This is a genomic window from Pannonibacter sp. SL95 (assembly GCF_026672425.1).
Taxonomy (GTDB): domain Bacteria; phylum Pseudomonadota; class Alphaproteobacteria; order Rhizobiales; family Stappiaceae; genus Pannonibacter.
In genome coordinates, this window is record NZ_JAPPRC010000003.1 from 1,469,764 (window position 1) to 1,495,159 (window position 25,396).

The following is a 25,396-nucleotide window of genomic DNA, read 5'->3' on the forward strand; positions in this document are numbered from 1 at the left end:
AATGGCGAAGATTGGTAAGCGCATCCGCGCAGCTCGCGAAGGCATTGACCGCAACAAGAACTACACCCTGAACGACGCCCTGGTCATGATCAAGGAGCGCGCCAAGGTGAAGTTCGACGAAACCGTCGAAATCGCCATCAACCTCGGCGTTGACCCGCGTCACGCTGACCAGATGGTCCGTGGCGTCTGCGTGCTGCCGAACGGCACCGGCAAGACCGTCCGCGTCGCCGTGTTCGCCCGTGGCGACAAGGCCGAGGAAGCCAAGGCTGCCGGCGCTGACATCGTTGGCGCTGAAGAGCTGGTCAACGAAGTCCAGGGCGGCAAGATCGATTTCGATCGCTGCATCGCGACCCCGGACATGATGCCGCTCGTCGGCCGTCTGGGTAAGGTGCTCGGCCCGCGCGGCCTGATGCCGAACCCGAAGGTTGGGACCGTGACCCCGGACGTGGCTTCGGCCGTGCGTGACGCCAAGGGCGGCGCCGTGCAGTTCCGCGTCGAAAAGGCCGGCATCATCCACGCCGGTATCGGCAAGCTGTCGTTCTCCCAGGATGCCCTGGTCGAGAACATCCGCGCGCTGCTCGATGCCGTCCAGAAGGCAAAGCCGTCCGGCTCCAAGGGTCAGTACCTCAAGCGCGTCGCGCTGTCGTCGACCATGGGCCCCGGCGTCAAGGTCGAGCTGGCCTCGATCAACGGCTAAGCCGTAACGAAGTTCCCCCGGGTTTCCCCCGGGGGTTCTGGCCCGACCGCAAGGCCGGGTCATCCCTGTCCGAGACTGCAGGTGCCGGGAAACCGGTTTAAGCCGAATGGGCCTGCATAGATAGGTAAGAACACAGGTTCACGCACCGCAAGGTGCCAAGACCGGTTCGAACCAACTGCCTTGCCGCGCTGCCTGCGAGGCGAGGGGGACAGGAACCCTGAGCGTCGTCTCGCGTGTGGCCCGGGCAACCGGATCCTGGCGCGGAACGGCAAAGGCAAACCGGTGGCGGCAACGCCACCAATTGGAGTAGGCAAGTGGAAAGAGCGGAAAAGCACGAGTTCGTGACCGCCCTGAACGAAGTGCTGTCTGGCACTACCGTTCTGGTCGTTGCGCACTATGCGGGTCTCTCGGTTGCACAGATGACCGCCCTGCGGTCGAAGGTGCGCGAATCCGGCGGGTCCGTACGAGTTGCCAAGAACCGCCTTGTGAAGCTTGCCCTTCAAGGCACTGAACTGGAGCACGTCAGTGGCCTGTTCAAGGGCCCGACCCTGATCGCTTTCTCGAGCGATCCGGTCGCAGCCCCGAAGGCTATGGTCGAATTCGCCAAGACGACGGACAAGTTCGTCATCCTCGGCGGTGCTCTGGGTAAGACCAACCTGAATGCGGAAGGCGTCAAGTCTCTCGCCACGATGCCGTCGCTCGAAGAGCTGCGCGCACGCCTGGTGGGCATGATCCAGACCCCGGCATCCCGCATTGCACAGGTTGTCAACGCTCCGGCCGGGCAGCTTGCCCGCGTTTTCGGCGCGTATGCCAAGAAGGACGAGGCCGCATAAGGCGCCCCACCCCAACAACATTGTCTGTACGCAGACTATTGGTTCGAACGTAAGGTAAATAAAATGGCTGATCTGAACAAGCTGGTCGAAGACCTGTCCGCACTGACCGTTATGGAAGCTGCTGAGCTGTCCAAGATGCTCGAAGAGAAGTGGGGCGTTTCTGCCGCTGCTCCGGTTGCTGTTGCTGCCGTTGCTGCTGCTCCGGCCGCTGCTGTTGAAGAGCAGACTGAATTTGACGTTGTCCTGGCTGACGCTGGCGACAAGAAGATCAACGTCATCAAGGAAGTCCGCGCCATCACCGGTCTCGGCCTGAAGGAAGCCAAGGAACTCGTCGAGAGCGCTCCGAAGGTTGTCAAGGAGCAGGTCTCCAAGGCTGAAGCTGAAGACCTGAAGAAGAAGCTGGAAGAAGCTGGCGCCAAGGTCGAGCTGAAGTAATCGACTTCAGATGAAATCGCGGTCCCGGGTTTCCCGGGACCGCACATCCAGCCCCGGCGGGTGCCACCCGTTTCCGGGGCATTAGTCCCAGATAGGGGACGGTTATCCGAAGCGCCTGGACCCAGTGGGTCCGATTGGATAAGGGGCGTTGCGGACAGCCGTCACCCAGGCGATGCGAGGAGCGACAATGACTCTTACGTTCAACGGTCGCAAGCGTGTCCGGAAGTTTTTCGGATCGATCCGCGATGTCACGGCCATGCCCAACCTCATCGAGGTGCAGAAGGCTTCGTACGACCAGTTCCTGCAGGTCGACGAGCCCAAGGGCGGGCGTGGGGATGAAGGCCTTCAGGCGGTCTTCAGTTCCGTATTCCCGATCTCCGATTTTGCCGGCACGGCTTTGCTCGAATTCGTAAAGTACGAGTTCGACCCCCCGAAGTACGACGTTGACGAGTGCCGTCAGCGTGGCATGACCTTTGCCGCTCCGCTGAAGGTGACGCTCCGCCTCATCGTGTTCGATGTCGATGAAGACACCGGCGCCAAGTCCGTCAAGGACATCAAGGAGCAGGACGTCTACATGGGCGACATGCCCTTCATGACGGACAACGGCACCTTCGTCGTCAACGGCACCGAACGCGTCATCGTTTCGCAGATGCACCGCTCCCCGGGCGTGTTCTTCGATCATGACAAGGGCAAGACCCATTCGTCCGGCAAGCTGCTGTTTGCTGCCCGCGTGATCCCGTACCGCGGTTCCTGGCTCGACATCGAGTTCGACGCCAAGGACATCGTCTACGCGCGTATCGACCGCCGCCGCAAGATCCCGGTTTCCTCGCTGCTGATGGCCCTCGGCCTCGACGGCGAAGAGATCCTGAACACCTTCTACCAGCGCATCGAGTACAGCCGTTCGGGCAAGGGCTCCTGGCGCATGCCGTTCGACGGCGACCGCCTGAAGGGCACCAAGGCCTCCTACGACATGGTCGACGCCGACACCGGCGAAGTCGTGATCGAGGCTGGCCGCAAGATCACCGCCCGTACGGTGAAGCAGCTCGCCGAGAAGGGCGTGACCGGTCTGAAGGTGACCGACGAGGACCTGCACGGCCAGTATCTGGCTGAGGACGTCGTCGACTTCGTCACCGGTGAAATCTATGCAGAAGCCGGCGATGAAATCACCGCCAAGCTGCTGGATGAGCTGATTCAGCGTGGCTATGAAGAGCTGTCCGTGCTCGACATCGACCACGTCAACACGGGTCCGTATGTCCGCAACACGCTGGCTGTCGACAAGAACGAGTCCCGCGAGGACGCGCTCTTCGACATCTACCGCGTCATGCGCCCGGGCGAGCCGCCCACCCTGGACAGCGCCGAAGCGATGTTCCAGTCGTTGTTCTTTGACGCCGAGCGTTACGACCTGTCTGCGGTCGGCCGCGTCAAGATGAACATGCGTCTCGACCTGGCCTGCCCGGACACCGTGCGCACGCTGCGCAAGGAAGACATCCTGGCGGTGATCCAGCTGCTGCTCGCCCTGCGCGACGGCAAGGGCGAGATCGACGACATCGACAACCTCGGCAACCGCCGCGTCCGTTCGGTCGGCGAGCTGATGGAGAACCAGTACCGCGTCGGCCTCCTGCGCATGGAACGCGCGATCAAGGAGCGCATGAGCTCCGTCGAGATCGACACGGTCATGCCGCAGGACCTGATCAACGCGAAGCCGGCGGCTGCCGCCGTGCGCGAGTTCTTCGGTTCCTCGCAGCTGTCGCAGTTCATGGACCAGACCAACCCGCTGTCCGAAGTGACGCACAAGCGCCGCCTGTCGGCCCTTGGACCTGGTGGTCTGACCCGCGAGCGCGCCGGCTTCGAAGTCCGCGACGTGCATCCGACGCACTACGGCCGTATCTGCCCGATCGAGACGCCGGAAGGCCCGAACATCGGTCTGATCAACTCGCTGGCGACCTTTGCCCGTGTCAACAAGTACGGCTTCATCGAAAGCCCGTACCGCAAGGTGAAGGACGGCGTCGTGTCGAACGACGTGGTCTATCTGTCGGCCATGGAAGAGGCGAAGCACTACGTCGCCCAGTCCAACGCCCAGATGGACGAGACCGGCCGCTTCGTCAACGAACTGGTCACCTGCCGTCACGCCGGTGAAAACATGCTCGTCCCGTCCGAGCGCGTTGACCTTATGGACGTGTCGCCGAAGCAGCTCGTGTCTGTCGCGGCCGCGCTCATCCCGTTCCTTGAGAACGATGACGCGAACCGCGCGCTCATGGGCTCGAACATGCAGCGTCAGGCCGTTCCGCTGGTTCGCGCCGAAGCTCCGTTCGTCGGTACCGGCATGGAGCCGATCGTGGCCCGTGACTCGGGCGCTGCCATCGGCGCGCGCCGCGGCGGTGTGGTCGATCAGGTCGATGCGACCCGTATCGTTATCCGCGCCACGGAAGATCTCGATCCGTCCAAGTCGGGCGTCGACATCTACCGTCTGATGAAGTTCCAGCGTTCGAACCAGAACACCTGTATCAACCAGCGTCCGCTGGTGCGGGTGGGCGACGTGATCGGCAAGGGCGACATCATCGCCGACGGCCCGTCGACCGATCTGGGTGACCTGGCGCTCGGCCGCAACGTGCTCGTCGCGTTCATGCCGTGGAACGGTTACAACTTCGAGGACTCCATCCTCCTGTCCGAACGCATCGTGTCTGATGACGTCTTCACCTCGATCCACCTGGAAGAGTTTGAAGTCGCCGCCCGTGACACCAAGCTTGGGCCGGAAGAAATCACGCGCGACATCCCGAACGTTTCGGAAGAAGCGCTGAAGAACCTCGACGAAGCCGGCATCGTCTACATCGGCGCCGAAGTGAAGCCGGGCGACATCCTCGTCGGCAAGATCACGCCGAAGGGCGAAAGCCCGATGACGCCGGAAGAAAAGCTTCTGCGCGCCATCTTCGGTGAAAAGGCCTCCGACGTTCGCGACACCTCGCTGCGTCTGCCGCCCGGCGTGACCGGTACGGTCGTCGAAGTCCGCGTGTTCAACCGTCACGGCGTCGAGAAGGACGAGCGTGCGATGGCCATCGAGCGCGAGGAAATCGAGCGCCTGGCCAAGGACCGCGACGACGAACAGGCGATCCTGGACCGCAACGTCTACGGCCGTCTCGGCGAGATGCTGCGTGGCAAGACCGCGATCTCCGGTCCGAAGGGTTCGAAGAAGGACACGGTTCTCTCCGGCGAAGTGCTGGCCGAGTTCCCGCGTTCGCAGTGGTGGCAGTTCGCCGTGGACGATGAAAAGTTCATGAGCGAGATCGAAGCCCTGCGCGGTCAGTATGACGAGAGCCGCAAGCGCCTCGAGCAGCGTTTCATCGACAAGGTGGACAAGCTGCAGCGCGGTGACGAGCTGCCCCCGGGCGTGATGAAGATGGTCAAGGTCTTCGTCGCCGTGAAGCGCAAGATCCAGCCGGGCGACAAGATGGCCGGCCGCCATGGCAACAAGGGCGTGGTCTCCAAGATCAACCCGAACGAGGACATGCCGTTCCTCGCCGATGGCACCCATGTGGACATCGTTCTGAACCCGCTCGGCGTGCCTTCGCGCATGAACGTCGGTCAGATCCTTGAAACCCACCTGGGCTGGGCCTGCGCAGGCATGGGCCGCAAGATCGGCGAACTCTATGAAGAGTATCGCAAGTCGGGCGAGATCCAGGCGCTGAAGGGCCAGATCGTCGAGATCTATGGCGACAACATCAAGGGTGATGCGGTCAAGGAGTTCGACGACCAGTCCGTCGTGCGCCTCGCCGAGCAGCTCAAGAAGGGCGTCTCGATCGCAACGCCGGTGTTCGACGGTGCGCATGAGCCGGACATTGTCGACATGCTGAACATCGCGGGTCTCGACCCGAGTGGTCAGTCGACGCTGTACGACGGGCGTACGGGTGAAGCCTTCGACCGCAAGGTCACGGTGGGCTACATCTATATGCTCAAGCTGCACCACCTGGTGGACGACAAGATCCACGCCCGTTCGATCGGCCCATACTCGCTCGTGACCCAGCAGCCGCTGGGTGGCAAGGCGCAGTTCGGTGGCCAGCGCTTCGGTGAAATGGAAGTGTGGGCGCTCGAGGCCTATGGTGCAGCCTATACGCTGCAGGAAATGCTGACGGTGAAGTCGGACGACGTCGCCGGACGTACCAAGGTCTACGAAGCCATCGTTCGCGGCGACGACACGTTCGAGGCGGGCATTCCGGAGAGCTTCAACGTTCTCGTCAAGGAAATGCGCTCGCTCGGCCTCAATGTCGAACTGCAGCAGAACGAACTTCTTACCAATGACGAGCCCGCGGCCGACGCGGCGGAGTGAACTCCGCGGGCATTGAAGACGACCGAAACAGGACTACCGTGCCGGATGCGGGGGGCGGGCCAGTGAGCCCGCTCCCCATCCGTGCATCGAAGGAGAGAGCCCATGAATCATGAGGTCATGAACCTGTTCAACCAGCAGGCTCCTGCGCAGACCTTCGACCAGATCCGGATCTCCCTCGCGAGCCCCGAAAAGATCATGTCTTGGTCTTTTGGCGAGATCAAAAAGCCGGAGACGATCAACTATCGTACGTTCAAGCCGGAACGCGATGGTCTGTTCTGCGCGCGCATTTTTGGTCCGATCAAGGACTACGAGTGCTTGTGCGGCAAGTACAAGCGCATGAAGTACAAGGGCGTTATCTGCGAGAAGTGCGGCGTCGAAGTGACCCTGTCGCGCGTTCGCCGTGAGCGCATGGGCCATATCGAGCTGGCCGCTCCGGTGGCGCACATCTGGTTCCTCAAGTCGCTGCCCTCGCGCATCGGCCTTCTGCTCGACATGACGCTGAAGGATCTGGAGCGCGTGCTGTATTTCGAGAACTATGTGGTTCTCGAGCCCGGCCTGACGCCGCTGAAGCAGCACCAGCTGCTCTCGGAAGAAGAGTACCTGACGGCACAGGACGAGTACGGCGAGGACAGCTTCACCGCCATGATCGGCGCCGAAGCGATCCGCGAGCTGCTGATGGCGCTCGACATGGACCGCGAGAGCGAGAAGCTGCGCGTCGAGATCGCCGAGGCGACCACCGAACTGAAGCCGAAGAAGCTCGCCAAGCGCCTCAAGGTCATTGAAGCCTTCCAGCAGTCCGGCAACCGGCCTGAATGGATGATCATGACCGTGATCCCGGTGATCCCGCCTGATCTGCGCCCGCTGGTTCCGCTGGACGGCGGCCGGTTCGCGACGTCGGATCTGAACGATCTGTACCGCCGCGTGATCAACCGCAACAACCGCCTGAAGCGCCTGATCGAGCTGCGTGCGCCGGATATCATCATCCGCAACGAAAAGCGCATGCTGCAGGAGTCTGTTGACGCCCTGTTCGACAACGGCCGCCGTGGCCGCGTCATCACCGGTGCCAACAAGCGTCCGCTGAAGTCGCTGTCCGACATGCTCAAGGGCAAGCAGGGCCGCTTCCGTCAGAACCTGCTCGGCAAGCGCGTCGACTATTCCGGCCGTTCGGTGATCACCGTGGGTCCGGAGCTGAAGCTGCACCAGTGCGGCCTGCCGAAGAAGATGGCTCTGGAGCTGTTCAAGCCCTTCATCTATTCGCGCCTTGACGCCAAGGGCTTCTCCTCGACCGTCAAGCAGGCCAAGAAGCTGGTGGAGAAGGAGCGTCCGGAGGTCTGGGATATCCTCGACGAGGTTATCCGTGAACATCCGGTGCTCTTGAACCGCGCGCCGACCCTGCACCGTCTGGGTATCCAGGCGTTCGAACCGACGCTGATCGAAGGCAAGGCGATCCAGCTGCATCCGCTCGTCTGCTCGGCCTTCAACGCCGACTTCGACGGTGACCAGATGGCCGTGCACGTGCCGCTGTCGCTGGAAGCCCAGCTGGAAGCACGCACGCTGATGATGTCGACCAACAACATCCTGCATCCGGCGAACGGTGGCCCGATCATCGTTCCCTCGCAGGACATTGTGCTTGGTCTTTATTATCTGTCGATCATGGCGGAGAACGAGCCGGGCCAGGGCATGGCCTTCAGCAGCATGGGCGAGATCCAGCACGCGATTGCCAACAAGGTCATCACGCTGCACACGAAGATCCGTGGCCGCTTCAAGACCGTGGACGCCGATGGCAACCCGGTCTCCGGCATCCATGAGACCACGCCTGGCCGCATGATGATCGCCGAACTGCTGCCGAAGCATTTCGAGGTTCCCTTCGACACCTGCAACAAGCTGATGACGAAGAAGGAAATCTCGCGGATGATCGATACCGTCTACCGCGCTTGCGGTCAGAAGGAGACGGTCATTTTCTGCGACCGGATCATGCAGCTTGGCTTCGTCAACGCCTGCCGCGCCGGCATTTCGTTCGGCAAGGACGACATGGTGATCCCGGACACCAAGCAGAAGCTGGTGGGCGAGACCGCTGCCATGGTCGCCGAGTACGAGCAGCAGTACAACGACGGCCTGATCACCCAGGGCGAGAAGTACAACAAGGTCGTTGACGCCTGGGCCAAGTGCACCGACCGCGTCGCCGACGAGATGATGAAGCGCATTCAGGCGGTTCAGATCGACGAGGAAACGGGTCGTCAGAAGCCGATGAACTCGGTTTACATGATGTCGCACTCCGGTGCCCGTGGTTCTCCGGCCCAGATGAAGCAGCTTGCCGGCATGCGCGGCCTTATGGCCAAGCCGTCGGGCGAGATCATCGAAAACCCGATCATCTCGAACTTCAAGGAAGGTCTCTCGGTTCTCGAGTACTTCAACTCCACCCACGGCGCCCGTAAGGGTCTGGCCGATACGGCGTTGAAGACCGCGAACTCGGGTTACCTCACCCGCCGTCTCGTGGACGTGGCGCAGGATTCGATCATCATCGAGCGGGATTGCGGTTCTCAGAACGGCATCACCGTGCAGGCGATTGTCGACGCCGGCCAGGTCATCGCAAGCCTTGGACAGCGCGTCCTCGGCCGTACGGTGGCGGAAGACGTCTACAACCATGCCACCGGCGAGATCATCGTCCCGCGCGGCCGCATGATCGATGAGAAGGACGTGGAAGTGATCGAGGCTGCCAAGGTGCAGCAGATCAAGATCCGCTCCGTGCTGACTTGCGAGACCGAAACCGGCGTCTGCGGCACCTGCTATGGCCGTGACCTGGCGCGTGGTACGCCGGTGAACATGGGCGAAGCAGTCGGCGTCATCGCTGCGCAGTCGATCGGTGAACCGGGCACCCAGCTGACCATGCGTACCTTCCACATCGGTGGTACCGCACAGGTGGTGGACTCCTCGTTCATCGAGTCCAACGTCGATGGCTCGATCCGCATGCGCAACCGCTCTGTCGCCCGCGACAGCGATGGCAATCTCATTGCCATGGTTCGCAACATGTCGATCGTCGTGGTAGACAGCGACGGCAACGAGCGTGCCGTTCACCGCGTCACCTACGGCTCCAAGCTGCATGTGGACGAAGGTGATGCGGTCAAGCGCGGCCAGCGTATTGCCGAGTGGGACCCCTACACCCGTCCGATGCTGTCGGAAGTGGATGGTGTGGTCGACTTCGAAGACCTGCTGGATGGCGCGTCGGTTCAGGAAACGACCGACGAGGCGACCGGTATCACCAAGCGCGTCGTCATCGACTGGCGTACGTCGCAGCGTGGTCAGGATCTGAAGCCGGCCGTGGTCATCAAGACCGAGAACGGCTCCATCGCCAAGGTGGCACGTGGTGGCGACGCCCGTCTGCTTCTGTCCGTGGACGCCATTCTGTCGGTTCAGCCCGGCAGCCGCGTCAAGGCGGGTGACGTGCTGGCACGTATCCCGCTGGAAAGCGCCAAGACCAAGGACATCACCGGTGGTCTGCCGCGCGTGGCCGAACTCTTCGAGGCACGCCGTCCGAAGGATCACGCCATCATCGCGGAAATCAGCGGTACCATCCGCTTCGGTCGCGACTACAAGAACAAGCGCCGTGTCATCGTCGAGCCGAATGACGAGGCGCTGGAACCGGTCGAATACCTGATCCCGAAGGGCAAGCACTTCCACCTGCAGGAAGGCGATGCCATCGAGAAGGGCGAGTACATCCTCGACGGCAACCCGGCCCCGCACGACATTCTTGCGGTCAAGGGCGTCGAGGCACTGGCTGCCTATCTCGTCAACGAGATCCAGGAAGTCTACCGCCTCCAGGGCGTGGTGATTAACGACAAGCACATCGAGGTGATCGTTCGCCAGATGCTGCAGAAGATCGAGATCACCGATGCCGGCGAGACCGAGTTCTTCGCAGGCGAACAGGTCGACCGGATCGACTTCGAGGAAGTCAACGAGCGCATCGTTGACGAGGCGAAGACCCCGGCCAAGGGCGTGCCGGTTCTCCTTGGTATCACCAAGGCGAGCTTGCAGACCCGTTCGTTCTTCTCTGCCGCCTCCTTCCAGGAGACGACGCGCGTCCTCACCGAGGCTGCCGTCAACGGCAAGACCGACCCGCTGGTCGGCCTGAAGGAGAACGTGATTGTGGGTCGCCTCATCCCGGCCGGTACCGGCGGCGTGATGAAGCGCATCCGCCAGATCGCGACGCATCGCGACGACCTGATCCTCGAAGAGCGCCGCAAGCGCTCGGACGAAAGCGCGGCAGAAGGCCTGCTGCCGGATCTGTCGGGCGCTGCCGAGTAACGAGCAGGACAACAGGAAAGGCCGCCACTCCGGCGGCCTTTCTTTTAGCTGACGAGAGGAGGCCGCGATGGCCATGAATGACAATGACGAGGCCGATGAGCCGATCGTCTTTATCGTTGTCGGCCGGGTCTGGGAGGACGCCGAGGGCGCTCCCCAGGACGCCATCACGGTGCATGTGCTGGTGTCCCGCGCGGACGAAGAGACAGCCATCCAGGCAACGCTGGAGGCTCTTTCGGCGAATGGCTACGCACTGGCGGAACTCGACCAGATCGGCGTCCTGTCGGGCGAGCCGGATGACGAGACCTATGACGATGCCTATCAGGACGCTCTGGAAGGCAACGTGGCTGTGATCGCCTTCAAGAGCGAATAACGCGCACAGGCCCACCAGCTGTCATCGAGAGGCCTCGCACTGCGGTGCGGGGCCTTTTTTTATGCTCGCAGGCCTGGGCTACGGCAGGGCAGGGGGGGCATTGCGCCGAGGTGCGTGAATCAGGTGCTGGCACCGGCGCGCGAATCTGATGTCCAAGACTCAGTCGGCGTTAACCAGCAAAGCAAAAATCATGACCAGAATCAGCGCAAACACGGGGGTTGCCGGCGAATCCGGCTTAACAACTGGCGTGTCCACGCTGCATGGCAGCCTTGCGATGGCGAGGGCTTTCCCCTGAATGCGACATAAAATTGCGTGAAACAGGGGTGGGGCTATCGGAAAGCACCCTATGTGACAGGCGCACCGCCGAAAAACGCTGGTGATGGGCCGAAGCCGCGTGAACCCAAGGAATTCCCGAGATTTCCCTTGACGTGAGGCGGGGGCGTGGGTAGTTTCCGCGCATCCCGATGGCAGGCGGTAAGTCCTGATGTGTTCCAGCGACCAAGCAAGGAACCTGAAAACTTAAACGCTGCCGGGTTCAAAGGCGAATACGCGTCGATTGCATGACCGCGACTAACCTCGTGGTCCTCTGGTTTTCGCAGCGCCTCCCATGTCGGCTGACATGGCTGAGGCGCGATTCCGTTTGACTGGAATCTGCGAGAAGCAGAGTTGCAGATGAATTTTTGGATGGCAAAGGTAAAGGGCACAGAATGCCGACCATCAACCAGCTGATCCGCAAGCCGCGGAAGGACCCGCCGAAGCGGAACAAGGTGCCGGCCATGCAGGCCTGCCCGCAGAAGCGTGGTGTTTGCACCCGCGTCTATACCACGACCCCGAAGAAGCCGAACTCGGCGCTTCGTAAGGTCGCCAAGGTGCGTCTGACCAACGGCTTCGAAGTCATCGGTTACATTCCTGGTGAAGGCCACAACCTTCAGGAACACTCCGTGGTGATGATCCGCGGCGGCCGCGTCAAGGACTTGCCGGGCGTGCGCTACCACATCATCCGCGGCGTGCTCGACACGCAGGGCGTCAAGAACCGTAAGCAGCGTCGTTCGAAGTACGGCGCGAAGCGGCCGAAGTAAGGAGCGTTAGATGTCCCGTCGTCATAGCGCCGAGAAGCGTGAAATCATCCCGGACCCGAAGTTCGGCGATATCGTCGTCACCAAGTTCATGAACTCGATCATGTACGACGGCAAGAAGTCTACCGCTGAGCGCATCGTTTACGGCGCGTTCGACGTCATCGAGAAGAAGGCCCGTGTGAACCCGATCGAGGTGTTCCATGCCGCTCTCGAGAACGTCATGCCGCAGGTGGAAGTCCGCTCCCGCCGTGTCGGTGGTGCGACCTACCAGGTTCCGGTGGAAGTCCGTGCGGACCGCCGCCAGGCCTTGGCAATTCGCTGGCTGATCACTGCAGCCCGCAACCGCAACGAGACCACTATGGTGGATCGTCTGTCGGGCGAAGTGCTGGATGCCGCGAACAACCGTGGCTCTGCCGTCAAGAAGCGCGAAGACACGCACCGCATGGCGGATGCGAACCGCGCCTTCTCCCACTACCGCTGGTAATCCAAGAGTTGAAGGGCTGACGCCATGTCTCGTACGCACAAGATCGAGGACTACCGCAACTTCGGCATCATGGCTCACATTGATGCCGGCAAGACCACGACCACCGAGCGTATCCTGTATTACACGGGTAAGAGCCACAAGATCGGTGAAGTCCATGACGGCGCTGCCACCATGGACTGGATGGAACAGGAACAGGAACGCGGCATCACCATCACGTCGGCCGCGACCACCGCTTTCTGGAATGAAAAGCGCCTGAACATCATCGACACCCCGGGTCACGTGGACTTCACCATTGAGGTGGAGCGCTCCCTGCGCGTGCTGGACGGTGCCGTCGCCCTGCTGGACGCCAACGCTGGTGTCGAGCCGCAGACCGAAACCGTGTGGCGTCAGGCGGACAAGTACCGCGTGCCGCGCATGATCTTCGTCAACAAGATGGACAAGCTCGGTGCGGACTTCTACCGCTGCGTCGAGATGGTCAAGACCCGTCTGGGTGCCAAGCCGCTCTGCCTGCAGATCCCGGTCGGCGCCGAGAACGAGTTCGCTGGCGTTGTCGATCTGATCAAGATGAAGGCTCTGATCTGGCGCGACGAAACCCTGGGCGCTGCCTGGGACGAAGTCGAGATCCCGGCTGACCTCGCCGACAAGGCGCAGGAATTCCGCGATCTGATGATCGAGACCGCCGTTGAAGTCGATGAAGCCGCTATGGAAGCCTATCTCGAAGGCACCGAGCCGGACAACGACGCGCTGATGGCTCTGATCCGCAAGGGCACCATCCACGGCGAGTTCATTCCGATCTTCTGTGGTTCGGCTTTCAAGAACAAGGGCGTGCAGCCGCTGCTGGATGGCGTTGTCGCCTACCTGCCGAGCCCGCTCGACGTTCCGGCCATCAAGGGCATCGACCCGAAGACTGAGGGTGAAATCACCCGCAGCTCGTCGGACGAAGAGCCGCTCTCGATGCTCGCGTTCAAGATCATGAACGACCCGTTCGTCGGTTCGCTCACCTTCTGCCGCATCTACTCTGGTGTTCTCACCAAGGGTGCAAGCCTCACGAACACCGTGAAGGACAAGAAGGAACGCGTCGGCCGCATGATGCAGATGCACTCCAACAGCCGTGACGACATCGAAATCGCCTATGCAGGCGACATCGTGGCGCTCGCCGGTCTGAAGGACACCACCACCGGTGACACCCTGTGTGACCCGAACAAGCCGGTGATCCTGGAGCGCATGGAATTCCCCGAGCCAGTGATCGAGATCGCCGTCGAGCCGAAGACCAAGGGCGACCAGGAAAAGATGGGCCTCGCGCTCAACCGCCTGGCTGCTGAAGATCCGTCCTTCCGCGTCAAGACCGACGAGGAAAGCGGCCAGACGATCATCGCCGGCATGGGTGAACTTCACCTCGACATCATCGTCGACCGCATGCGTCGTGAATTCAAGGTGGAAGCCAACATCGGCGCTCCGCAGGTGGCCTATCGCGAGACGATCACCCGCCGCGCCGAGATCGACTACACCCACAAGAAGCAGACCGGTGGTACCGGCCAGTTCGCCCGCATCAAGCTGGTGATCGAGCCGAACGAGGTTGGCGCAGGCTACACCTTCGAAAGCTCCATCGTCGGTGGTTCGGTTCCGAAGGAATACATCCCGGGCGTCACCAAGGGTATCGAGAGCGTCATGTCCTCGGGCCCGATCGCAGGCTTCCCGATGGTCGACATCAAGGCGACCCTCACCGACGGTGCCTACCACGATGTGGACTCCTCGGTTCTGGCCTTCGAAATCGCTGCCCGCGCGGGTTTCCGCGAAGGTATCGCCAAGGCTGGTCCGAAGCTGCTTGAACCCATCATGAAGGTCGAGGTCGTGACCCCGGCAGACTACATGGGCGACGTCATCGGCGACCTGAACTCCCGCCGTGGCCAGATCAACGGCACTGAAGACCGTGGTGTTGTCACCGCGATCACCGCGATGGTTCCGCTGGCCAACATGTTTGGCTACGTGAACAACCTGCGCTCGATGTCGCAGGGCCGCGCTCAGTACTCGATGGTCTTCGACCACTACGAGCAGGTTCCGCAGGCCGTGGCCGACCAGGTTCAGGCGAAGTACGCCTGAACCATCCACCGTCCTTAAAAAGAATTAGAGAAAGCGGAGAAATCCGATGGCAAAAGAAAAGTTTGAGCGCACGAAGCCGCACGTGAACATTGGCACGATCGGCCACGTTGACCACGGCAAGACGACGCTGACCGCAGCGATCACCATGACGCTGGCAGAAGTCGGCGGCGCGGTCGCCAAGGCCTATGACCAGATCGACGCTGCGCCGGAAGAAAAGGCCCGCGGCATCACGATCTCCACGGCACACGTCGAGTACGAGACGGCCAACCGTCACTACGCGCACGTTGACTGCCCGGGTCACGCCGACTACGTCAAGAACATGATCACCGGTGCCGCCCAGATGGACGGCGCGATCCTGGTGTGCTCGGCCGCTGACGGCCCGATGCCGCAGACCCGCGAGCACATCCTGCTCGCCCGTCAGGTCGGCGTGCCGGCTCTGGTGGTGTTCATGAACAAGGTCGACCAGGTCGACGACGAAGAGCTTCTGGACCTCGTCGAGATGGAGCTGCGCGAGCTGCTTTCGTCCTACGACTTCCCGGGCGACGACATTCCGATCGTCAAGGGCTCGGCGCTGGCCGCGGTTGAAAACCGTGACGCCGCCATCGGCCGTGACGCGATCCGCTCGCTGATGGACGCTGTTGACAGCTACATCCCGACCCCGGAGCGTCCGATCGACCAGCCGTTCCTGATGCCGATCGAAGACGTGTTCTCGATCTCCGGCCGTGGCACCGTGGTGACCGGTCGCGTCGAGCGCGGCATCGTCAAGGTTGGCGAGGAAGTCGAAGTCGTCGGCATCCGCGACACCCGCAAGACGACCGTTACCGGCGTTGAAATGTTCCGCAAGCTGCTCGATCAGGGCCAGGCAGGCGACAACATCGGCGCTCTGGTTCGCGGCGTTGGCCGTGAAGACGTCGAGCGTGGTCAGGTTCTGTGCAAGCCGGGTACGGTCAAGCCGCACAAGAAGTTCAAGGCTGAAGCCTACATCCTGACCAAGGAAGAAGGCGGCCGTCATACGCCGTTCTTCACGAACTACCGTCCGCAGTTCTACTTCCGCACGACCGACGTGACGGGCATCGTTGAACTGCCGGAAGGCACCGAAATGGTCATGCCGGGCGACAACATCTCCGTCGTCGTCACGCTGATCGTTCCGATCGCCATGGAAGACGGCCTGCGCTTCGCAATCCGCGAAGGCGGCCGTACCGTCGGCGCCGGCGTCGTTGCCTCCATCATTGAGTAAGTGGCTGGCACTCCTGCTCTTCGCCTGATGCGAAGGGCAGGGGAGCCGCCTAATCGGGAAATCTGAAATGAACGGTCAGAATATCCGGATCCGCCTCAAGGCATTCGATCACCGTATTCTCGATGCTTCCACCCGGGAGATCGTGAACACGGCGAAGCGGACCGGTGCGCAGGTGCGGGGACCCGTGCCGCTGCCGACGCGGATTGAGAAGTACACCGTGCTTCGCGGTCCGCATATCGACAAGAAAAGCCGTGATCAGTTCGAGATGCGCACGCACAAGCGCCTTCTCGACATCGTCGATCCGACCCCGCAGACGGTCGATGCTCTCATGAAGCTCGATCTGGCGGCCGGTGTCGACGTCGAGATCAAGCTCTGAGTCGGATCAAAGGGGATACGCCAATGCGTTCTGGAGTGATCGCTCAGAAGGTGGGCATGACGCGCATCTATAATGATGCTGGCGAGCATGTTCCGGTCACTGTGTTGCGGCTGGAAAAGTGCCAGGTCGTCGCTCACCGTACTGAGGAAAAGAACGGCTATACCGCGCTGCAGCTTGGCGCCGGTGCAGCTAAAGTAAAGAACACGCCGAAGGCGATGCGCGGACATTTCGCGGTTGCCCAGGTCGAGCCGAAGCGCACGATCGCAGAGTTCCGCGTCAGCCAGGACAACCTGATTGACGTCGGTTCCGAGATCACTGCCGACCACTATGTGGCTGGTCAGTTCGTCGACGTGACGGGCACTTCGATCGGTAAGGGCTTCGCCGGTGTCATGAAGCGTCACAACTTCGGTGGTGGCCGCGCATCGCACGGTAACTCGGTGTCTCACCGCTCGCACGGTTCGACCGGCCAGCGTCAGGACCCGGGCAAGGTGTTCAAGGGCAAGAAGATGGCTGGTCACATGGGCGATGTCCGCGTGACCACGCAGAACCTGAAGGTTGTCCGCACGGACGTGGAGCGCGGTCTGATCATGATCGAAGGCTCCGTCCCGGGCGCAAAGGGCGGCTGGATCCTGGTTCGCGACGCCGTCAAGAAGGCGCTGCCGGAAGGCGTGCCGGTTCCGGGCGCGTTCCGGGCCGTCGACGCGGCAGCCACGGGCAAGGAGAGTGAGTGATGGAACTTGAGGTCAAAACCCTCGAAGGTTCGGCCGCCGGTTCGATCACGGTGTCGGACGAGATCTTTGGTCTCGAGCCGCGCACGGATCTGATCCACCGCGTGGTGCGCTGGCAGCTTGCCAAGCGCCAGGCTGGCACCCACAAGGCCAAGGGCCGTTCGGAAGTCTCTGGCACCACGAAGAAGTTCGTGCGCCAGAAGGGTTCGGGCGGCGCCCGTCACGGCAACCGCAAGGCTCCGCAGTTCCGCGGTGGTGGCAAGGCTTTTGGTCCGGTCGTGCGTGATCACGCTCATGACCTGCCGAAGAAGGTCCGCGCCCTGGGTCTCGCCCATGCGCTGTCTTCCAAGGTTAAGGCCGGCTCGCTGATCATCGTCGAGGACGCCAAGGCCGCTGAAGCCAAGACCAAGATGCTGAAGGAAAAGTTCGGCAAGCTGGGCCTGGCCAACGCACTGGTCATCGATGGTTCGGAAATCGATCTGAACTTCGCTCTGGCTGCCCGCAACATCCCGTCGATCGACGTGCTCCCGGTTCAGGGCATCAACGTCTACGACATCCTGCGTCGCAACACCCTGGTCCTGACCAAGGCTGCGGTGTCGGCCATCGAGGAGCGGTTCAAATGAGCAAGGTCGCTCACTACGACAAGATCGTCAGCCCGGTGATCACCGAGAAGGCGACCATGGCTGCCGAGCAGAACAAGGTGGTCTTCAAGGTTGCCCAGACGGCGACCAAGCCGGAAATCAAGGCAGCTGTCGAGGCCCTGTTCGGGGTCAAGGTGACTGCAGTGAACACGCTGGTCCGCAAGGGCAAGCTGAAGCGCTTCCGCGGCCGTCTGGGTCAGCAGTCTGACTACAAGAAGGCTGTCGTGACGCTCGCCGAAGGTCAGTCGATCGACGTGACCACCGGGCTCTGAGGCGGGGACAGGAAAAAATGGCACTGAAGACCTTTAACCCCACGTCCCCCGGCCGGCGTCAGCTGGTCCAGGTGGACCGCGCCGATCTGTGGAAGGGCAAGCCGGTCAAGACCCTGACCGAAGGCCTGAACAAGACCGGTGGCCGCAACAACCGTGGCCGTCTCACCGCCCGCAACGTCGGTGGCGGTCACAAGCGCAGCTACCGTCTGGTGGACTTCAAGCGTCGCAAGTTCGACGTTGCTGCCACCGTCGAGCGGCTTGAGTACGATCCGAACCGCACCGCCTTCATCGCGCTCATCCGCTATGAAGATGGCGAGCTGGCCTACATCCTGGCGCCGCAGCGCCTGGCAGTTGGTGACAATGTCATCTCCGGCCAGTCCGTCGACGTCAAGCCGGGCAACGCCATGCCGCTGGCATCCATCCCCGTTGGCACCATCGTGCACAACGTGGAACTCAAGCCGGGCAAGGGCGGTCAGATCGCTCGCTCTGCTGGTGCCTTCGTGCAGATCGTTGGCCGTGACCAGGGTTACACGATCCTGCGTCTGATGTCTGGCGAACAGCGCCGCGTTCTGGGCACCTGCATGGCGTCCATCGGCGCGGTGTCGAACCCGGACCATGGCAACATCAACCTGGGCAAGGCCGGTCGGTCTCGCTGGCTTGGCATTCGTCCGCACACCCGCGGTGTTGCCATGAACCCGGTCGACCATCCGCACGGCGGTGGTGAAGGCCGGACCTCGGGTGGCCGTCATCCGGTTACCCCCTGGGGCAAGCCGACCAAGGGCAAGCGCACGCGTCGCAACAAGTCTACGGCGAAGTTCATCGTCCGTAGCCGTCATGCGCGCAAGAGTTAAGAGGTACGGATCGTGACACGTTCGATCTGGAAAGGTCCGTTTGTCGACGGGTATCTGCTGAAGAAGGCGGACAAGGTTCGCGAGTCTGGCCGCAACGAGGTCATCAAGACCTGGAGCCGCCGCTCGACCATCCTTCCGCAGTTCGTCGGCCTGACCTTCGGCGTCTACAACGGGCAGAAGCACGTTCCCGTGCTTGTGTCTGAAGAAATGATCGGTCAGAAGCTCGGCGAGTTCTCGCCGACCCGGACCTACTACGGGCATGGCGCCGACAAGAAGGCGAAGAGGAAGTAACGATGGGCAAGCCGAAGCGTGAGCGGACGCTCGCCGACAACGAGGCCAAGGCGGTCACGCGCATGCTGCGCGTCTCCCCGCAGAAGCTGAACCTCGTGGCGGCTGCGATCCGCGGCAAGAAGGTCGGTTCCGCACTCGCGGACCTGACGTTCTCCCGCAAGCGCATCGCCGGTGACGTCAAGAAGACCTTGATGTCGGCGATTGCGAATGCCGAGAACAACCACGACCTGGACGTGGACCGTCTGGTGGTCGCCGAAGCCCATGTGGGCAAGGCGTTCGTCATCAAGCGTTTCCATGCCCGTGCGCGCGGTCGGGCTGGCCGGGTCGAGAAGCCGTTCTCGAACCTGACCATCGTTGTCCGTGAAGTCGAGGAGACTGCCTGATGGGACACAAAGTTAACCCGATCGGCATGCGCCTCGGGATCAACCGCACCTGGGACTCGCGCTGGTACGCAAACAAGGGCGAGTACGGCAAGCTGCTGCATGAGGACTTCCGCATCCGCGAATACCTCATGACCGAGCTGAAGCAGGCTGCGGTGTCCAAGATCGTCATCGAGCGCCCGCACAAGAAGTGCCGCGTCACCATCCACTCCGGTCGTCCGGGTGTGGTGATCGGCAAGAAGGGTGCGGACATCGAGAAGCTTCGCAAGAAGCTCGCCTCGATCACCAACTCGGAAGTGCACATCAACATCGTTGAAGTGCGCAAGCCGGAGATCGACGCCAACCTCGTGGCTGCTTCGATCGCACAGCAGCTGGAACGCCGTGTTGCGTTCCGCCGCGCGATGAAGCGTGCCGTTCAGTCGGCGATGCGTCTCGGCGCCCAGGGCATCCGTATCAACTGCGGTGGTCGTCTGGGTGGCGCGGAAATCGCCCGTCTGGAGTGGTATCGTGAAGGCCGTGTGCCGCTGCACACCTTGCGCGCCGACATCGATTATGGCACAGCGACCGCTCACACCGCTTACGGTGCCTGCGGCGTCAAGGTCTGGATCTTCAAGGGCGAGATCCTCGAGCACGATCCGATGGCGTCTGAGCGCCGGGCGACCGAAGGCTCGGATTCGAATCAGAGTGATCGCGGCCCGCGCCGTGATCGTGATCGGGGTCGCGAGCGCGCTGCCTGATAGGGCAGCGCTGCATCGCCAGGAAACGAGAGAAAAACGATGCTGCAACCGAAGCGAACGAAGTTCCGCAAGCAGCACAAGGGCCGCATCCATGGCCTCGCGAAGGGCGGGACTGACCTGAACTTCGGCGAGTTCGGCCTCAAGGCCTTGGAGCCGGAGCGTGTTACCGCGCGCCAGATCGAGGCAGCCCGTCGTGCAATCACCCGTCACATGAAGCGTGCGGGTCGCGTGTGGATCCGGATCTTCCCGGATGTGCCAGTTTCGTCCAAGCCGGCGGAAGTCCGCATGGGTAAGGGTAAGGGCGCACCGGACTACTGGGCTTGCCGCGTCAAGCCGGGCCGGGTCATGTTCGAGATCGACGGTGTGCCTGAGGATATTGCCCGCGAGGCAATGCGCCTTGGTGCTGCCAAGCTGCCGATCAAGTGCCGGTTCATCCAGCGGATCGCCGAGTAAGGCAGCCAGGAGATTTTGAGCCATGAAGGCAAATGATGTAAGGGCAAAGACCCTCGACGAGCTCCGCACGGAGCTCGAAGGCCTCAAGAAGGAGCAGTTCAACCTGCGCTTCCAGAAGGCAACGGGTCAGCTCGAGAACACCGGTCGTGTGCGGCAGATCCGCCGCGACATCGCCCGGATCCAGACGATCATGCGCGAAAAGCGCGTGGGCGGAAACGCGTAAGGAGACGACCATGCCAAAACGCATCCTGCAGGGCACCGTTGTCAGCAACGCGAATGACAAGACGGTGACGGTCAAGGTGGAGCGCCGCTTCACCCACCCGCTGCTGAAGAAGACCGTTCGTCGCTCGAAGAAGTATCGGGCGCACGATGAAAGCAACAACTGCCAGGTTGGCGACACTGTTCAGATCGAAGAGTGCGCGCCGATCTCCAAGACGAAGCGTTGGACCGTGGTCGTTTGACCACGGCCCCATTTGACATCCGGCGCCCGTGGCAGGAGCGTCGTGGATAGAATAAGGCGGCCAAGTCATGATTCAGATGCAAACAAACCTCGACGTGGCGGATAATTCCGGCGCCCGTCGTGTCATGTGCATCAAGGTGCTCGGCGGCTCGAAGCGGAAGTATGCCCGCGTTGGCGACATCATCGTCGTCAGCATCAAGGAAGCTATTCCGCGCGGCCGCGTCAAAAAGGGCGACGTGATGAAGGCGGTCGTCGTGCGTACGGCGAAGGATATTCGCCGTCCCGACGGCAGCGTGATCCGGTTCGACCGCAACGCGGCGGTCCTGGTCAACAACAACAAGGAGCCGATTGGCACCCGTATCTTCGGGCCGGTGCCGCGCGAGCTCCGTGCGAAGAACCACATGAAGATCATTTCGCTCGCGCCGGAGGTGCTCTGATGGCTGCGAAAATTAAGAAGGGCGACACGGTCGTCGTGCTTGCCGGTCGTGACAAGGGCAAGACGGGCGTCGTGCTGCAGATGCTCCCGACCGACAGCAAGGCTGTTGTTCGTGGCATCAACGTTGTTCGCCGGCACCAGCGCCAGACGCAGACCCAGGAAGCAGGCATTGTGGCCAAGGAAGCCCCGATCCACCTGTCCAACCTGGCAGTTGCCGATCCCAAGGACGGCAAGGCAACCCGCGTCGGGTTCAAGGTTCTGGAAGATGGCCGTAAGGTCCGTGTGGCCAAGCGTTCGGGAGACCTGATCGATGGCTGAGACCAATTACGTGCCGCGGATGAAGGCGCATTACGAAAACGTCGTGCGCAAGCAGCTGCAGGAAAAGTTCAACTATTCGAACCCGATGCAGATCCCGTCGCTTGAGAAGATCGTTCTCAACATGGGCGTCGGCGAGGCTGTCAGCGACAGCAAGAAGGCCAAGATTGCCGCAGAAGACCTGGCGCTCATCGCCGGTCAGAAGCCGGTGATCACCAAGGCGGCCAAGTCCATCGCGACCTTCAAGGTTCGTGAGGGCATGCCGCTCGGTGCAAAGGTCACCCTGCGTCGCACCCAGATGTTCGAATTCCTGGATCGCCTGATCACCATCGCGCTGCCGCGCGTGCGTGACTTCCGGGGCCTGAACGCCAAGAGCTTCGATGGTCGTGGCAACTACGCCATGGGCATCAAGGAACACATCGTGTTCCCCGAGATCGAGTACGACAAGGTCGACCAGATCTGGGGCATGGACATCGTGGTCTGCACTACGGCGCAGACTGATGACGAAGCGCGCGAGCTGCTGCGCGCGTTCAACTTCCCGTTCCGCAAATAACGCGGACATACGGGAAAGGAACGAGGAACGACGATGGCGAAGAAGAGCGCGATCGAGAAGAACAAGCGGCGCGAACGTCTTGTTAAGAAGTACGCTGTCAAGCGGGCGGCTCTGAAGGCGAAAGCCAATGACGAGACCCTGTCGCTTGAAGAGCGTTTTGCGGCCCGGCTGCAGCTTGCTGCACTGCCGCGCAATTCGGCCCCGAGCCGCATCCGGAACCGGTGTGAAGTCACCGGCCGTCCGCGCGGCTTCTATCGGAAGCTGAAGATGTCGCGCGTTGCGCTGCGTGAACTGGGTTCCCTGGGCAAGATCCCGGGCCTGGTCAAGTCGAGCTGGTAAGGAGAAGCTGCGATGGCGATTTCCGATCCGTTGGGTGATATGATCACCCGCATCCGGAATGCCCAAATGCGCGGCAAGAGCAAGGTTTCCACGCCTGGCTCCAAGCTGCGCCAGCATGTACTTGATGTCCTGGCCAAGGAAGGGTACATCCGGGGTTATTCGACGGTCGAATTCGAGGGCGGCAAGTCCGAACTCGAGATCGAACTGAAGTACTTTGACGGCCAGCCGGTCATCCGCGAAATCGAGCGGATTTCCAAGCCGGGTCGTCGGGTGTACTCGTCGGTCAAGAACATTCCGCACGTGGCAAATGGCCTGGGCGTGTCGATTCTGTCGACTCCGCGCGGCGTCATGGCTGACCATCAGGCGCGGGATGAGAACGTAGGTGGTGAGGTCCTCTGCCGCGTCTTCTGACGCGGCCGATGGCTTTCTTTGTTTCTGACAAGGTTGATCAGATGTCTCGAATTGGCAAGAAGCCAGTCCCCGTGCCGAGCGGGGTAACGGCAACGATCAACGGCCGAATGATCGAGGTCAAGGGCCCGAAGGGACAGCTGTCCCTCGAGCTCAACGACAATGTTTCGGCCGAGATTAAAGAGGGTGGCATTTCGGTGCAGCCCGTCAACAAGAGCCAGACCGCGCGTGCCATGTGGGGCATGTCGCGTACGCTGGTTCAGAACCTCGTCACGGGTGTGTCGCAGGGCTTCGAACGCAAGCTCGAGATCACCGGTGTGGGTTACCGTGCTCAGGTCCAGGGCAGCAATCTTCAGCTGGCTCTCGGCTTCTCGCACGACGTGGTCTATCCGATCCCGGCTGGCATTGAAATCAAGTGCCCGAAGCCGACGGAAATCCTGATCTCCGGCATTGACCGGCAGGTTGTTGGCCAGGTTGCGGCGAATATCCGCGAGTACCGTGGCCCCGAACCCTACAAGGGCAAGGGCGTCCGCTATGCAGGCGAGTACATCGTCCGCAAAGAAGGCAAGAAGAAGTAACGGGACCGGATCATGGCGAACAGCAAAATTGCTTTCGAGCGTCGTCGCGACCGCGTGCGTCGTTCACTCAAGAAGGTCGCGAACGGTCGTCCGCGTCTTTCTGTATTCCGGTCGTCGAAGCAGATCTATGCCCAGATCATCGACGATCAGAAGGGGCACACCATTGCCTCGGCTTCGACGATCGAAAAGGATCTGCGGAGCAGCCTGAAGACGGGCGCCGACGTGTCAGCTGCGGCTGCTGTCGGCAAGCTTGTCGCCGAGCGCGCTTTGGCCGCTGGCGTCAAGCAGGTCGTGTTCGACCGTGGCGGGTATCAGTATCACGGGCGCGTCAAGGCGCTTGCTGATGCGGCTCGCGAGGGCGGACTTGAATTCTGACCAGCGCCCGTTGGCGCTCTGAAGAACGGAAGACTAATAATATGGCGAGACAGGACACACGGGAGCGCGATCGCGAAGAGCGCGACAGCGAGTTCGTCGACAAGCTCGTACACATCAACCGCGTCGCGAAAGTGGTCAAGGGTGGCCGCCGGTTCGGCTTTGCCGCGCTCGTCGTCGTCGGTGACCAGAAGGGCCGCGTTGGCTTCGGTCATGGCAAGGCACGTGAAGTGCCGGAAGCCATCCGCAAGGCAACCGAAGCAGCCAAGCGTGCGATGGTTCGCGTGCCGCTGCGCGAAGGCCGGACCCTGCACCATGACGTCGAAGGCCGTCACGGCGCCGGCAAGGTGATCCTGCGTGCGGCTCCGGCCGGTACCGGTATCATCGCAGGCGGCCCGATGCGCGCTGTCTTCGAGACGCTCGGCGTGCAGGACGTTGTGGCGAAGTCGCTGGGGTCGTCCAACCCCTACAACATGGTGCGCGCAACCTTTGCGGCCCTCACCAAGGAAGACAGCCCGCGTTCGGTCGCGGCTCGTCGTGGCCTTAAGGTGTCGGCGCTGCAGTCGCGTCGCCGTGACAACGATGATGCGGTGGCGGCTGGCGCCGAGGCTTGATCCTCGGCGCTCCGCACACCAGTTGAACGAGGGGTAGTTCCATGGCGAACACCGAAAAGACCATTACGGTCGAACAGATCGGCAGCCCGATTCGCCGCCCGGCGTATCAGCGGGCGACCCTGATCGGTCTCGGCCTGAACAAGATGCACCGCCGCTCGACGCTGAAGGATACTCCTGAAGTGCGCGGCATGATCCACACGGTCCGGCATCTCGTCCGCGTCGTCGAAGAAGCGTGACGAGATCAGGAGTAAAGATCAATGAACCTCAATGATCTCCGGGACAATCCCGGTTCGACCAAGAACCGCACCCGCGTTGGCCGCGGTATCGGTTCTGGCAAGGGCAAGACCGGTGGTCGTGGCGTGAAGGGGCAGAAGTCCCGTTCCGGCGTTGCGATCAAGGGCTTCGAAGGCGGCCAGATGCCTCTGCATCGCCGTCTGCCGAAGCGCGGCTTCACCAACATCTTTGCTAAGGACTTCAACATCGTTTCGCTGGGCCGCGTCCAGCAGGCGATTGACGACGGCAAGCTCGATGCCAAGGCGGTTGTCACCGCTGAAGCGCTGAAGGCTGCTGGTGTCCTGAAGCGTCTTCGTGACGGCGTCCGCCTCCTGGCCGACGGTGAACTGAAGGCTGCTGTGTCGTTCGAGATCGCCGGCGCGTCCAAGTCGGCAATCGAAGCAGTTGAAAAGCTCGGCGGCAAGGTCGTCGTTCTTGGAGCTCAGGCCGAATAGGCCTGGGCT

General features: G+C 61.9%; 31 protein-coding genes. All 31 read left to right on the forward strand.

Going from position 1 to position 25,396, the window contains the following annotated elements:
* The first annotated feature begins 1 nt into the window (after nucleotide 1).
* The 31 genes from rplA to rplO all read left to right on the forward strand — a co-directional run bounded on the left by rplA (nucleotide 2) and on the right by rplO (nucleotide 25,387).
* Nucleotides 2-697 carry a 50S ribosomal protein L1 gene (gene rplA / locus OVA12_RS07550; RefSeq protein WP_268135924.1) on the forward strand — a complete coding sequence of 232 codons (696 nt, stop codon included), beginning with the start codon at nucleotides 2-4 and terminating at the stop codon, nucleotides 695-697.
* Between the two features lie 314 nt (nucleotides 698-1,011).
* Nucleotides 1,012-1,530 carry a 50S ribosomal protein L10 gene (rplJ, locus tag OVA12_RS07555; RefSeq protein ID WP_268135926.1) on the forward strand — a complete coding sequence of 173 codons (519 nt, stop codon included), beginning with the start codon at nucleotides 1,012-1,014 and terminating at the stop codon, nucleotides 1,528-1,530.
* A gap of 63 nt (nucleotides 1,531-1,593) precedes the next feature.
* Nucleotides 1,594-1,965: a 50S ribosomal protein L7/L12 gene (gene rplL, locus OVA12_RS07560; RefSeq protein ID WP_268135928.1), complete on the forward strand. Its 372-nt coding sequence runs from the start codon at nucleotides 1,594-1,596 to the stop codon at nucleotides 1,963-1,965.
* Nucleotides 1,966-2,152: 187 nt separating this feature from the next.
* A complete protein-coding gene (gene rpoB / locus OVA12_RS07565) occupies nucleotides 2,153-6,286 on the forward strand; it encodes a DNA-directed RNA polymerase subunit beta (RefSeq protein WP_268135930.1) in 4,134 nt (1,377 codons plus the stop codon).
* A 102-nt stretch (nucleotides 6,287-6,388) separates the two neighbouring features.
* Nucleotides 6,389-10,588 carry a DNA-directed RNA polymerase subunit beta' gene (gene rpoC, locus OVA12_RS07570; protein ID WP_268135932.1) on the forward strand — a complete coding sequence of 1,400 codons (4,200 nt, stop codon included), beginning with the start codon at nucleotides 6,389-6,391 and terminating at the stop codon, nucleotides 10,586-10,588.
* A gap of 67 nt (nucleotides 10,589-10,655) precedes the next feature.
* Nucleotides 10,656-10,958, forward strand: coding sequence for a regulator (locus tag OVA12_RS07575; protein WP_268135934.1), 303 nt, complete (start codon nucleotides 10,656-10,658; stop codon nucleotides 10,956-10,958).
* A gap of 707 nt (nucleotides 10,959-11,665) precedes the next feature.
* Nucleotides 11,666-12,037: a 30S ribosomal protein S12 gene (gene rpsL, locus OVA12_RS07580; protein WP_106755153.1), complete on the forward strand. Its 372-nt coding sequence runs from the start codon at nucleotides 11,666-11,668 to the stop codon at nucleotides 12,035-12,037.
* A 10-nt stretch (nucleotides 12,038-12,047) separates the two neighbouring features.
* Entirely contained in the window at nucleotides 12,048-12,518 is a 471-nt protein-coding gene (rpsG, locus tag OVA12_RS07585) for a 30S ribosomal protein S7 (protein WP_268135937.1), read from the forward strand.
* A 24-nt stretch (nucleotides 12,519-12,542) separates the two neighbouring features.
* Nucleotides 12,543-14,618 (forward strand): elongation factor G, encoded by a 2,076-nt coding sequence (gene fusA / locus OVA12_RS07590; RefSeq protein WP_268135938.1) that lies wholly within the window; start codon nucleotides 12,543-12,545, stop codon nucleotides 14,616-14,618.
* A 46-nt stretch (nucleotides 14,619-14,664) separates the two neighbouring features.
* Nucleotides 14,665-15,855, forward strand: coding sequence for an elongation factor Tu (gene tuf, locus OVA12_RS07595; RefSeq protein WP_268135917.1), 1,191 nt, complete (start codon nucleotides 14,665-14,667; stop codon nucleotides 15,853-15,855).
* Nucleotides 15,856-15,922: 67 nt separating this feature from the next.
* Nucleotides 15,923-16,231, forward strand: a complete 309-nt coding sequence (rpsJ, locus tag OVA12_RS07600; protein WP_013652482.1) for a 30S ribosomal protein S10 — start codon at nucleotides 15,923-15,925, stop codon at nucleotides 16,229-16,231.
* Nucleotides 16,232-16,254: 23 nt separating this feature from the next.
* Complete coding sequence (gene rplC / locus OVA12_RS07605) at nucleotides 16,255-16,962, forward strand: 50S ribosomal protein L3 (RefSeq protein ID WP_268135947.1); 708 nt, start codon at nucleotides 16,255-16,257, stop codon at nucleotides 16,960-16,962.
* On the forward strand, nucleotides 16,962-17,582 hold the full coding sequence (rplD, locus tag OVA12_RS07610) for a 50S ribosomal protein L4 (RefSeq protein WP_268135949.1): 621 nt from the start codon (nucleotides 16,962-16,964) through the stop codon (nucleotides 17,580-17,582). Before rplC ends, rplD begins: the two co-directional genes overlap by 1 nt.
* Nucleotides 17,579-17,872, forward strand: coding sequence for a 50S ribosomal protein L23 (locus tag OVA12_RS07615; RefSeq protein ID WP_268135951.1), 294 nt, complete (start codon nucleotides 17,579-17,581; stop codon nucleotides 17,870-17,872). Before rplD ends, OVA12_RS07615 begins: the two co-directional genes overlap by 4 nt.
* Nucleotides 17,873-17,889: 17 nt before the next feature.
* On the forward strand, nucleotides 17,890-18,723 hold the full coding sequence (gene rplB, locus OVA12_RS07620; RefSeq protein ID WP_268135953.1) for a 50S ribosomal protein L2: 834 nt from the start codon (nucleotides 17,890-17,892) through the stop codon (nucleotides 18,721-18,723).
* A 12-nt stretch (nucleotides 18,724-18,735) separates the two neighbouring features.
* Nucleotides 18,736-19,014, forward strand: coding sequence for a 30S ribosomal protein S19 (gene rpsS / locus OVA12_RS07625; RefSeq protein WP_268135955.1), 279 nt, complete (start codon nucleotides 18,736-18,738; stop codon nucleotides 19,012-19,014).
* Nucleotides 19,015-19,016: 2 nt separating this feature from the next.
* Complete coding sequence (gene rplV / locus OVA12_RS07630; RefSeq protein WP_268135957.1) at nucleotides 19,017-19,397, forward strand: 50S ribosomal protein L22; 381 nt, start codon at nucleotides 19,017-19,019, stop codon at nucleotides 19,395-19,397.
* Complete coding sequence (rpsC, locus tag OVA12_RS07635) at nucleotides 19,397-20,131, forward strand: 30S ribosomal protein S3 (protein WP_268135959.1); 735 nt, start codon at nucleotides 19,397-19,399, stop codon at nucleotides 20,129-20,131. Before rplV ends, rpsC begins: the two co-directional genes overlap by 1 nt.
* 39 nt (nucleotides 20,132-20,170) lie before the next feature.
* Nucleotides 20,171-20,584, forward strand: coding sequence for a 50S ribosomal protein L16 (rplP, locus tag OVA12_RS07640; RefSeq protein WP_268135961.1), 414 nt, complete (start codon nucleotides 20,171-20,173; stop codon nucleotides 20,582-20,584).
* Between the two features lie 22 nt (nucleotides 20,585-20,606).
* Entirely contained in the window at nucleotides 20,607-20,807 is a 201-nt protein-coding gene (gene rpmC / locus OVA12_RS07645) for a 50S ribosomal protein L29 (RefSeq protein WP_268135963.1), read from the forward strand.
* Nucleotides 20,808-20,817: 10 nt separating this feature from the next.
* On the forward strand, nucleotides 20,818-21,045 hold the full coding sequence (gene rpsQ / locus OVA12_RS07650; protein ID WP_268135965.1) for a 30S ribosomal protein S17: 228 nt from the start codon (nucleotides 20,818-20,820) through the stop codon (nucleotides 21,043-21,045).
* A gap of 67 nt (nucleotides 21,046-21,112) precedes the next feature.
* Nucleotides 21,113-21,481, forward strand: coding sequence for a 50S ribosomal protein L14 (gene rplN / locus OVA12_RS07655; RefSeq protein ID WP_013652493.1), 369 nt, complete (start codon nucleotides 21,113-21,115; stop codon nucleotides 21,479-21,481).
* Nucleotides 21,481-21,798 carry a 50S ribosomal protein L24 gene (gene rplX / locus OVA12_RS07660; RefSeq protein ID WP_268135968.1) on the forward strand — a complete coding sequence of 106 codons (318 nt, stop codon included), beginning with the start codon at nucleotides 21,481-21,483 and terminating at the stop codon, nucleotides 21,796-21,798. Before rplN ends, rplX begins: the two co-directional genes overlap by 1 nt.
* Nucleotides 21,791-22,348: a 50S ribosomal protein L5 gene (gene rplE / locus OVA12_RS07665; protein ID WP_268135970.1), complete on the forward strand. Its 558-nt coding sequence runs from the start codon at nucleotides 21,791-21,793 to the stop codon at nucleotides 22,346-22,348. The genes rplX and rplE overlap by 8 nt, the downstream gene beginning before the upstream one ends.
* A 33-nt stretch (nucleotides 22,349-22,381) precedes the next feature.
* Nucleotides 22,382-22,687 (forward strand): 30S ribosomal protein S14, encoded by a 306-nt coding sequence (rpsN, locus tag OVA12_RS07670; protein WP_268135972.1) that lies wholly within the window; start codon nucleotides 22,382-22,384, stop codon nucleotides 22,685-22,687.
* A 12-nt stretch (nucleotides 22,688-22,699) separates the two neighbouring features.
* Nucleotides 22,700-23,098: a 30S ribosomal protein S8 gene (gene rpsH / locus OVA12_RS07675; protein ID WP_268135974.1), complete on the forward strand. Its 399-nt coding sequence runs from the start codon at nucleotides 22,700-22,702 to the stop codon at nucleotides 23,096-23,098.
* A gap of 41 nt (nucleotides 23,099-23,139) precedes the next feature.
* Nucleotides 23,140-23,673 (forward strand): 50S ribosomal protein L6, encoded by a 534-nt coding sequence (rplF, locus tag OVA12_RS07680; protein WP_268135976.1) that lies wholly within the window; start codon nucleotides 23,140-23,142, stop codon nucleotides 23,671-23,673.
* 12 nt (nucleotides 23,674-23,685) lie between these two features.
* Nucleotides 23,686-24,048, forward strand: a complete 363-nt coding sequence (gene rplR / locus OVA12_RS07685) for a 50S ribosomal protein L18 (RefSeq protein WP_268135978.1) — start codon at nucleotides 23,686-23,688, stop codon at nucleotides 24,046-24,048.
* A gap of 41 nt (nucleotides 24,049-24,089) precedes the next feature.
* Nucleotides 24,090-24,659 carry a 30S ribosomal protein S5 gene (gene rpsE, locus OVA12_RS07690; RefSeq protein WP_268135980.1) on the forward strand — a complete coding sequence of 190 codons (570 nt, stop codon included), beginning with the start codon at nucleotides 24,090-24,092 and terminating at the stop codon, nucleotides 24,657-24,659.
* 41 nt (nucleotides 24,660-24,700) lie between these two features.
* The gene (rpmD, locus tag OVA12_RS07695) at nucleotides 24,701-24,895 is read left to right on the forward strand and encodes a 50S ribosomal protein L30 (protein ID WP_268135982.1); all 195 of its coding nucleotides are present in this window, start codon (nucleotides 24,701-24,703) and stop codon (nucleotides 24,893-24,895) included.
* 21 nt (nucleotides 24,896-24,916) lie between these two features.
* The gene (rplO, locus tag OVA12_RS07700) at nucleotides 24,917-25,387 is read left to right on the forward strand and encodes a 50S ribosomal protein L15 (protein WP_268135984.1); all 471 of its coding nucleotides are present in this window, start codon (nucleotides 24,917-24,919) and stop codon (nucleotides 25,385-25,387) included.
* The last annotated feature ends 9 nt before the right edge of the window (nucleotides 25,388-25,396 follow it).

Bases quoted from the DNA above. Each gene is read 5' to 3' on its own strand.
- rplB (WP_268135953.1), top strand. From the start codon at position 17,890: ATGGCACTGAAGACCTTTAACCCCACGTCCCCCGGCCGGCGTCAGCTG.
- rpsE (WP_268135980.1), top strand. From the start codon at position 24,090: ATGGCGAGACAGGACACACGGGAGCGCGATCGCGAAGAGCGCGACAGC.
- rplN (WP_013652493.1), top strand. From the start codon at position 21,113: ATGATTCAGATGCAAACAAACCTCGACGTGGCGGATAATTCCGGCGCC.
- rpmD (WP_268135982.1), top strand. From the start codon at position 24,701: ATGGCGAACACCGAAAAGACCATTACGGTCGAACAGATCGGCAGCCCG.
- rplP (WP_268135961.1), top strand. From the start codon at position 20,171: ATGCTGCAACCGAAGCGAACGAAGTTCCGCAAGCAGCACAAGGGCCGC.
- rplR (WP_268135978.1), top strand. From the start codon at position 23,686: ATGGCGAACAGCAAAATTGCTTTCGAGCGTCGTCGCGACCGCGTGCGT.
- rplL (WP_268135928.1), top strand. From the start codon at position 1,594: ATGGCTGATCTGAACAAGCTGGTCGAAGACCTGTCCGCACTGACCGTT.
- rplV (WP_268135957.1), top strand. From the start codon at position 19,017: ATGGGCAAGCCGAAGCGTGAGCGGACGCTCGCCGACAACGAGGCCAAG.
- rplX (WP_268135968.1), top strand. From the start codon at position 21,481: ATGGCTGCGAAAATTAAGAAGGGCGACACGGTCGTCGTGCTTGCCGGT.
- rplE (WP_268135970.1), top strand. From the start codon at position 21,791: ATGGCTGAGACCAATTACGTGCCGCGGATGAAGGCGCATTACGAAAAC.
- fusA (WP_268135938.1), top strand. From the start codon at position 12,543: ATGTCTCGTACGCACAAGATCGAGGACTACCGCAACTTCGGCATCATG.
- rpsH (WP_268135974.1), top strand. From the start codon at position 22,700: ATGGCGATTTCCGATCCGTTGGGTGATATGATCACCCGCATCCGGAAT.
- OVA12_RS07615 (WP_268135951.1), top strand. From the start codon at position 17,579: ATGAGCAAGGTCGCTCACTACGACAAGATCGTCAGCCCGGTGATCACC.
- rpsJ (WP_013652482.1), top strand. From the start codon at position 15,923: ATGAACGGTCAGAATATCCGGATCCGCCTCAAGGCATTCGATCACCGT.
- rpsC (WP_268135959.1), top strand. From the start codon at position 19,397: ATGGGACACAAAGTTAACCCGATCGGCATGCGCCTCGGGATCAACCGC.
- rplD (WP_268135949.1), top strand. From the start codon at position 16,962: ATGGAACTTGAGGTCAAAACCCTCGAAGGTTCGGCCGCCGGTTCGATC.
- OVA12_RS07575 (WP_268135934.1), top strand. From the start codon at position 10,656: ATGGCCATGAATGACAATGACGAGGCCGATGAGCCGATCGTCTTTATC.
- rpsG (WP_268135937.1), top strand. From the start codon at position 12,048: ATGTCCCGTCGTCATAGCGCCGAGAAGCGTGAAATCATCCCGGACCCG.
- rplC (WP_268135947.1), top strand. From the start codon at position 16,255: ATGCGTTCTGGAGTGATCGCTCAGAAGGTGGGCATGACGCGCATCTAT.
- rpoB (WP_268135930.1), top strand. From the start codon at position 2,153: ATGACTCTTACGTTCAACGGTCGCAAGCGTGTCCGGAAGTTTTTCGGA.
- tuf (WP_268135917.1), top strand. From the start codon at position 14,665: ATGGCAAAAGAAAAGTTTGAGCGCACGAAGCCGCACGTGAACATTGGC.
- rpsL (WP_106755153.1), top strand. From the start codon at position 11,666: ATGCCGACCATCAACCAGCTGATCCGCAAGCCGCGGAAGGACCCGCCG.
- rplA (WP_268135924.1), top strand. From the start codon at position 2: ATGGCGAAGATTGGTAAGCGCATCCGCGCAGCTCGCGAAGGCATTGAC.
- rplO (WP_268135984.1), top strand. From the start codon at position 24,917: ATGAACCTCAATGATCTCCGGGACAATCCCGGTTCGACCAAGAACCGC.
- rpsN (WP_268135972.1), top strand. From the start codon at position 22,382: ATGGCGAAGAAGAGCGCGATCGAGAAGAACAAGCGGCGCGAACGTCTT.
- rplF (WP_268135976.1), top strand. From the start codon at position 23,140: ATGTCTCGAATTGGCAAGAAGCCAGTCCCCGTGCCGAGCGGGGTAACG.
- rpmC (WP_268135963.1), top strand. From the start codon at position 20,607: ATGAAGGCAAATGATGTAAGGGCAAAGACCCTCGACGAGCTCCGCACG.
- rpoC (WP_268135932.1), top strand. From the start codon at position 6,389: ATGAATCATGAGGTCATGAACCTGTTCAACCAGCAGGCTCCTGCGCAG.
- rpsQ (WP_268135965.1), top strand. From the start codon at position 20,818: ATGCCAAAACGCATCCTGCAGGGCACCGTTGTCAGCAACGCGAATGAC.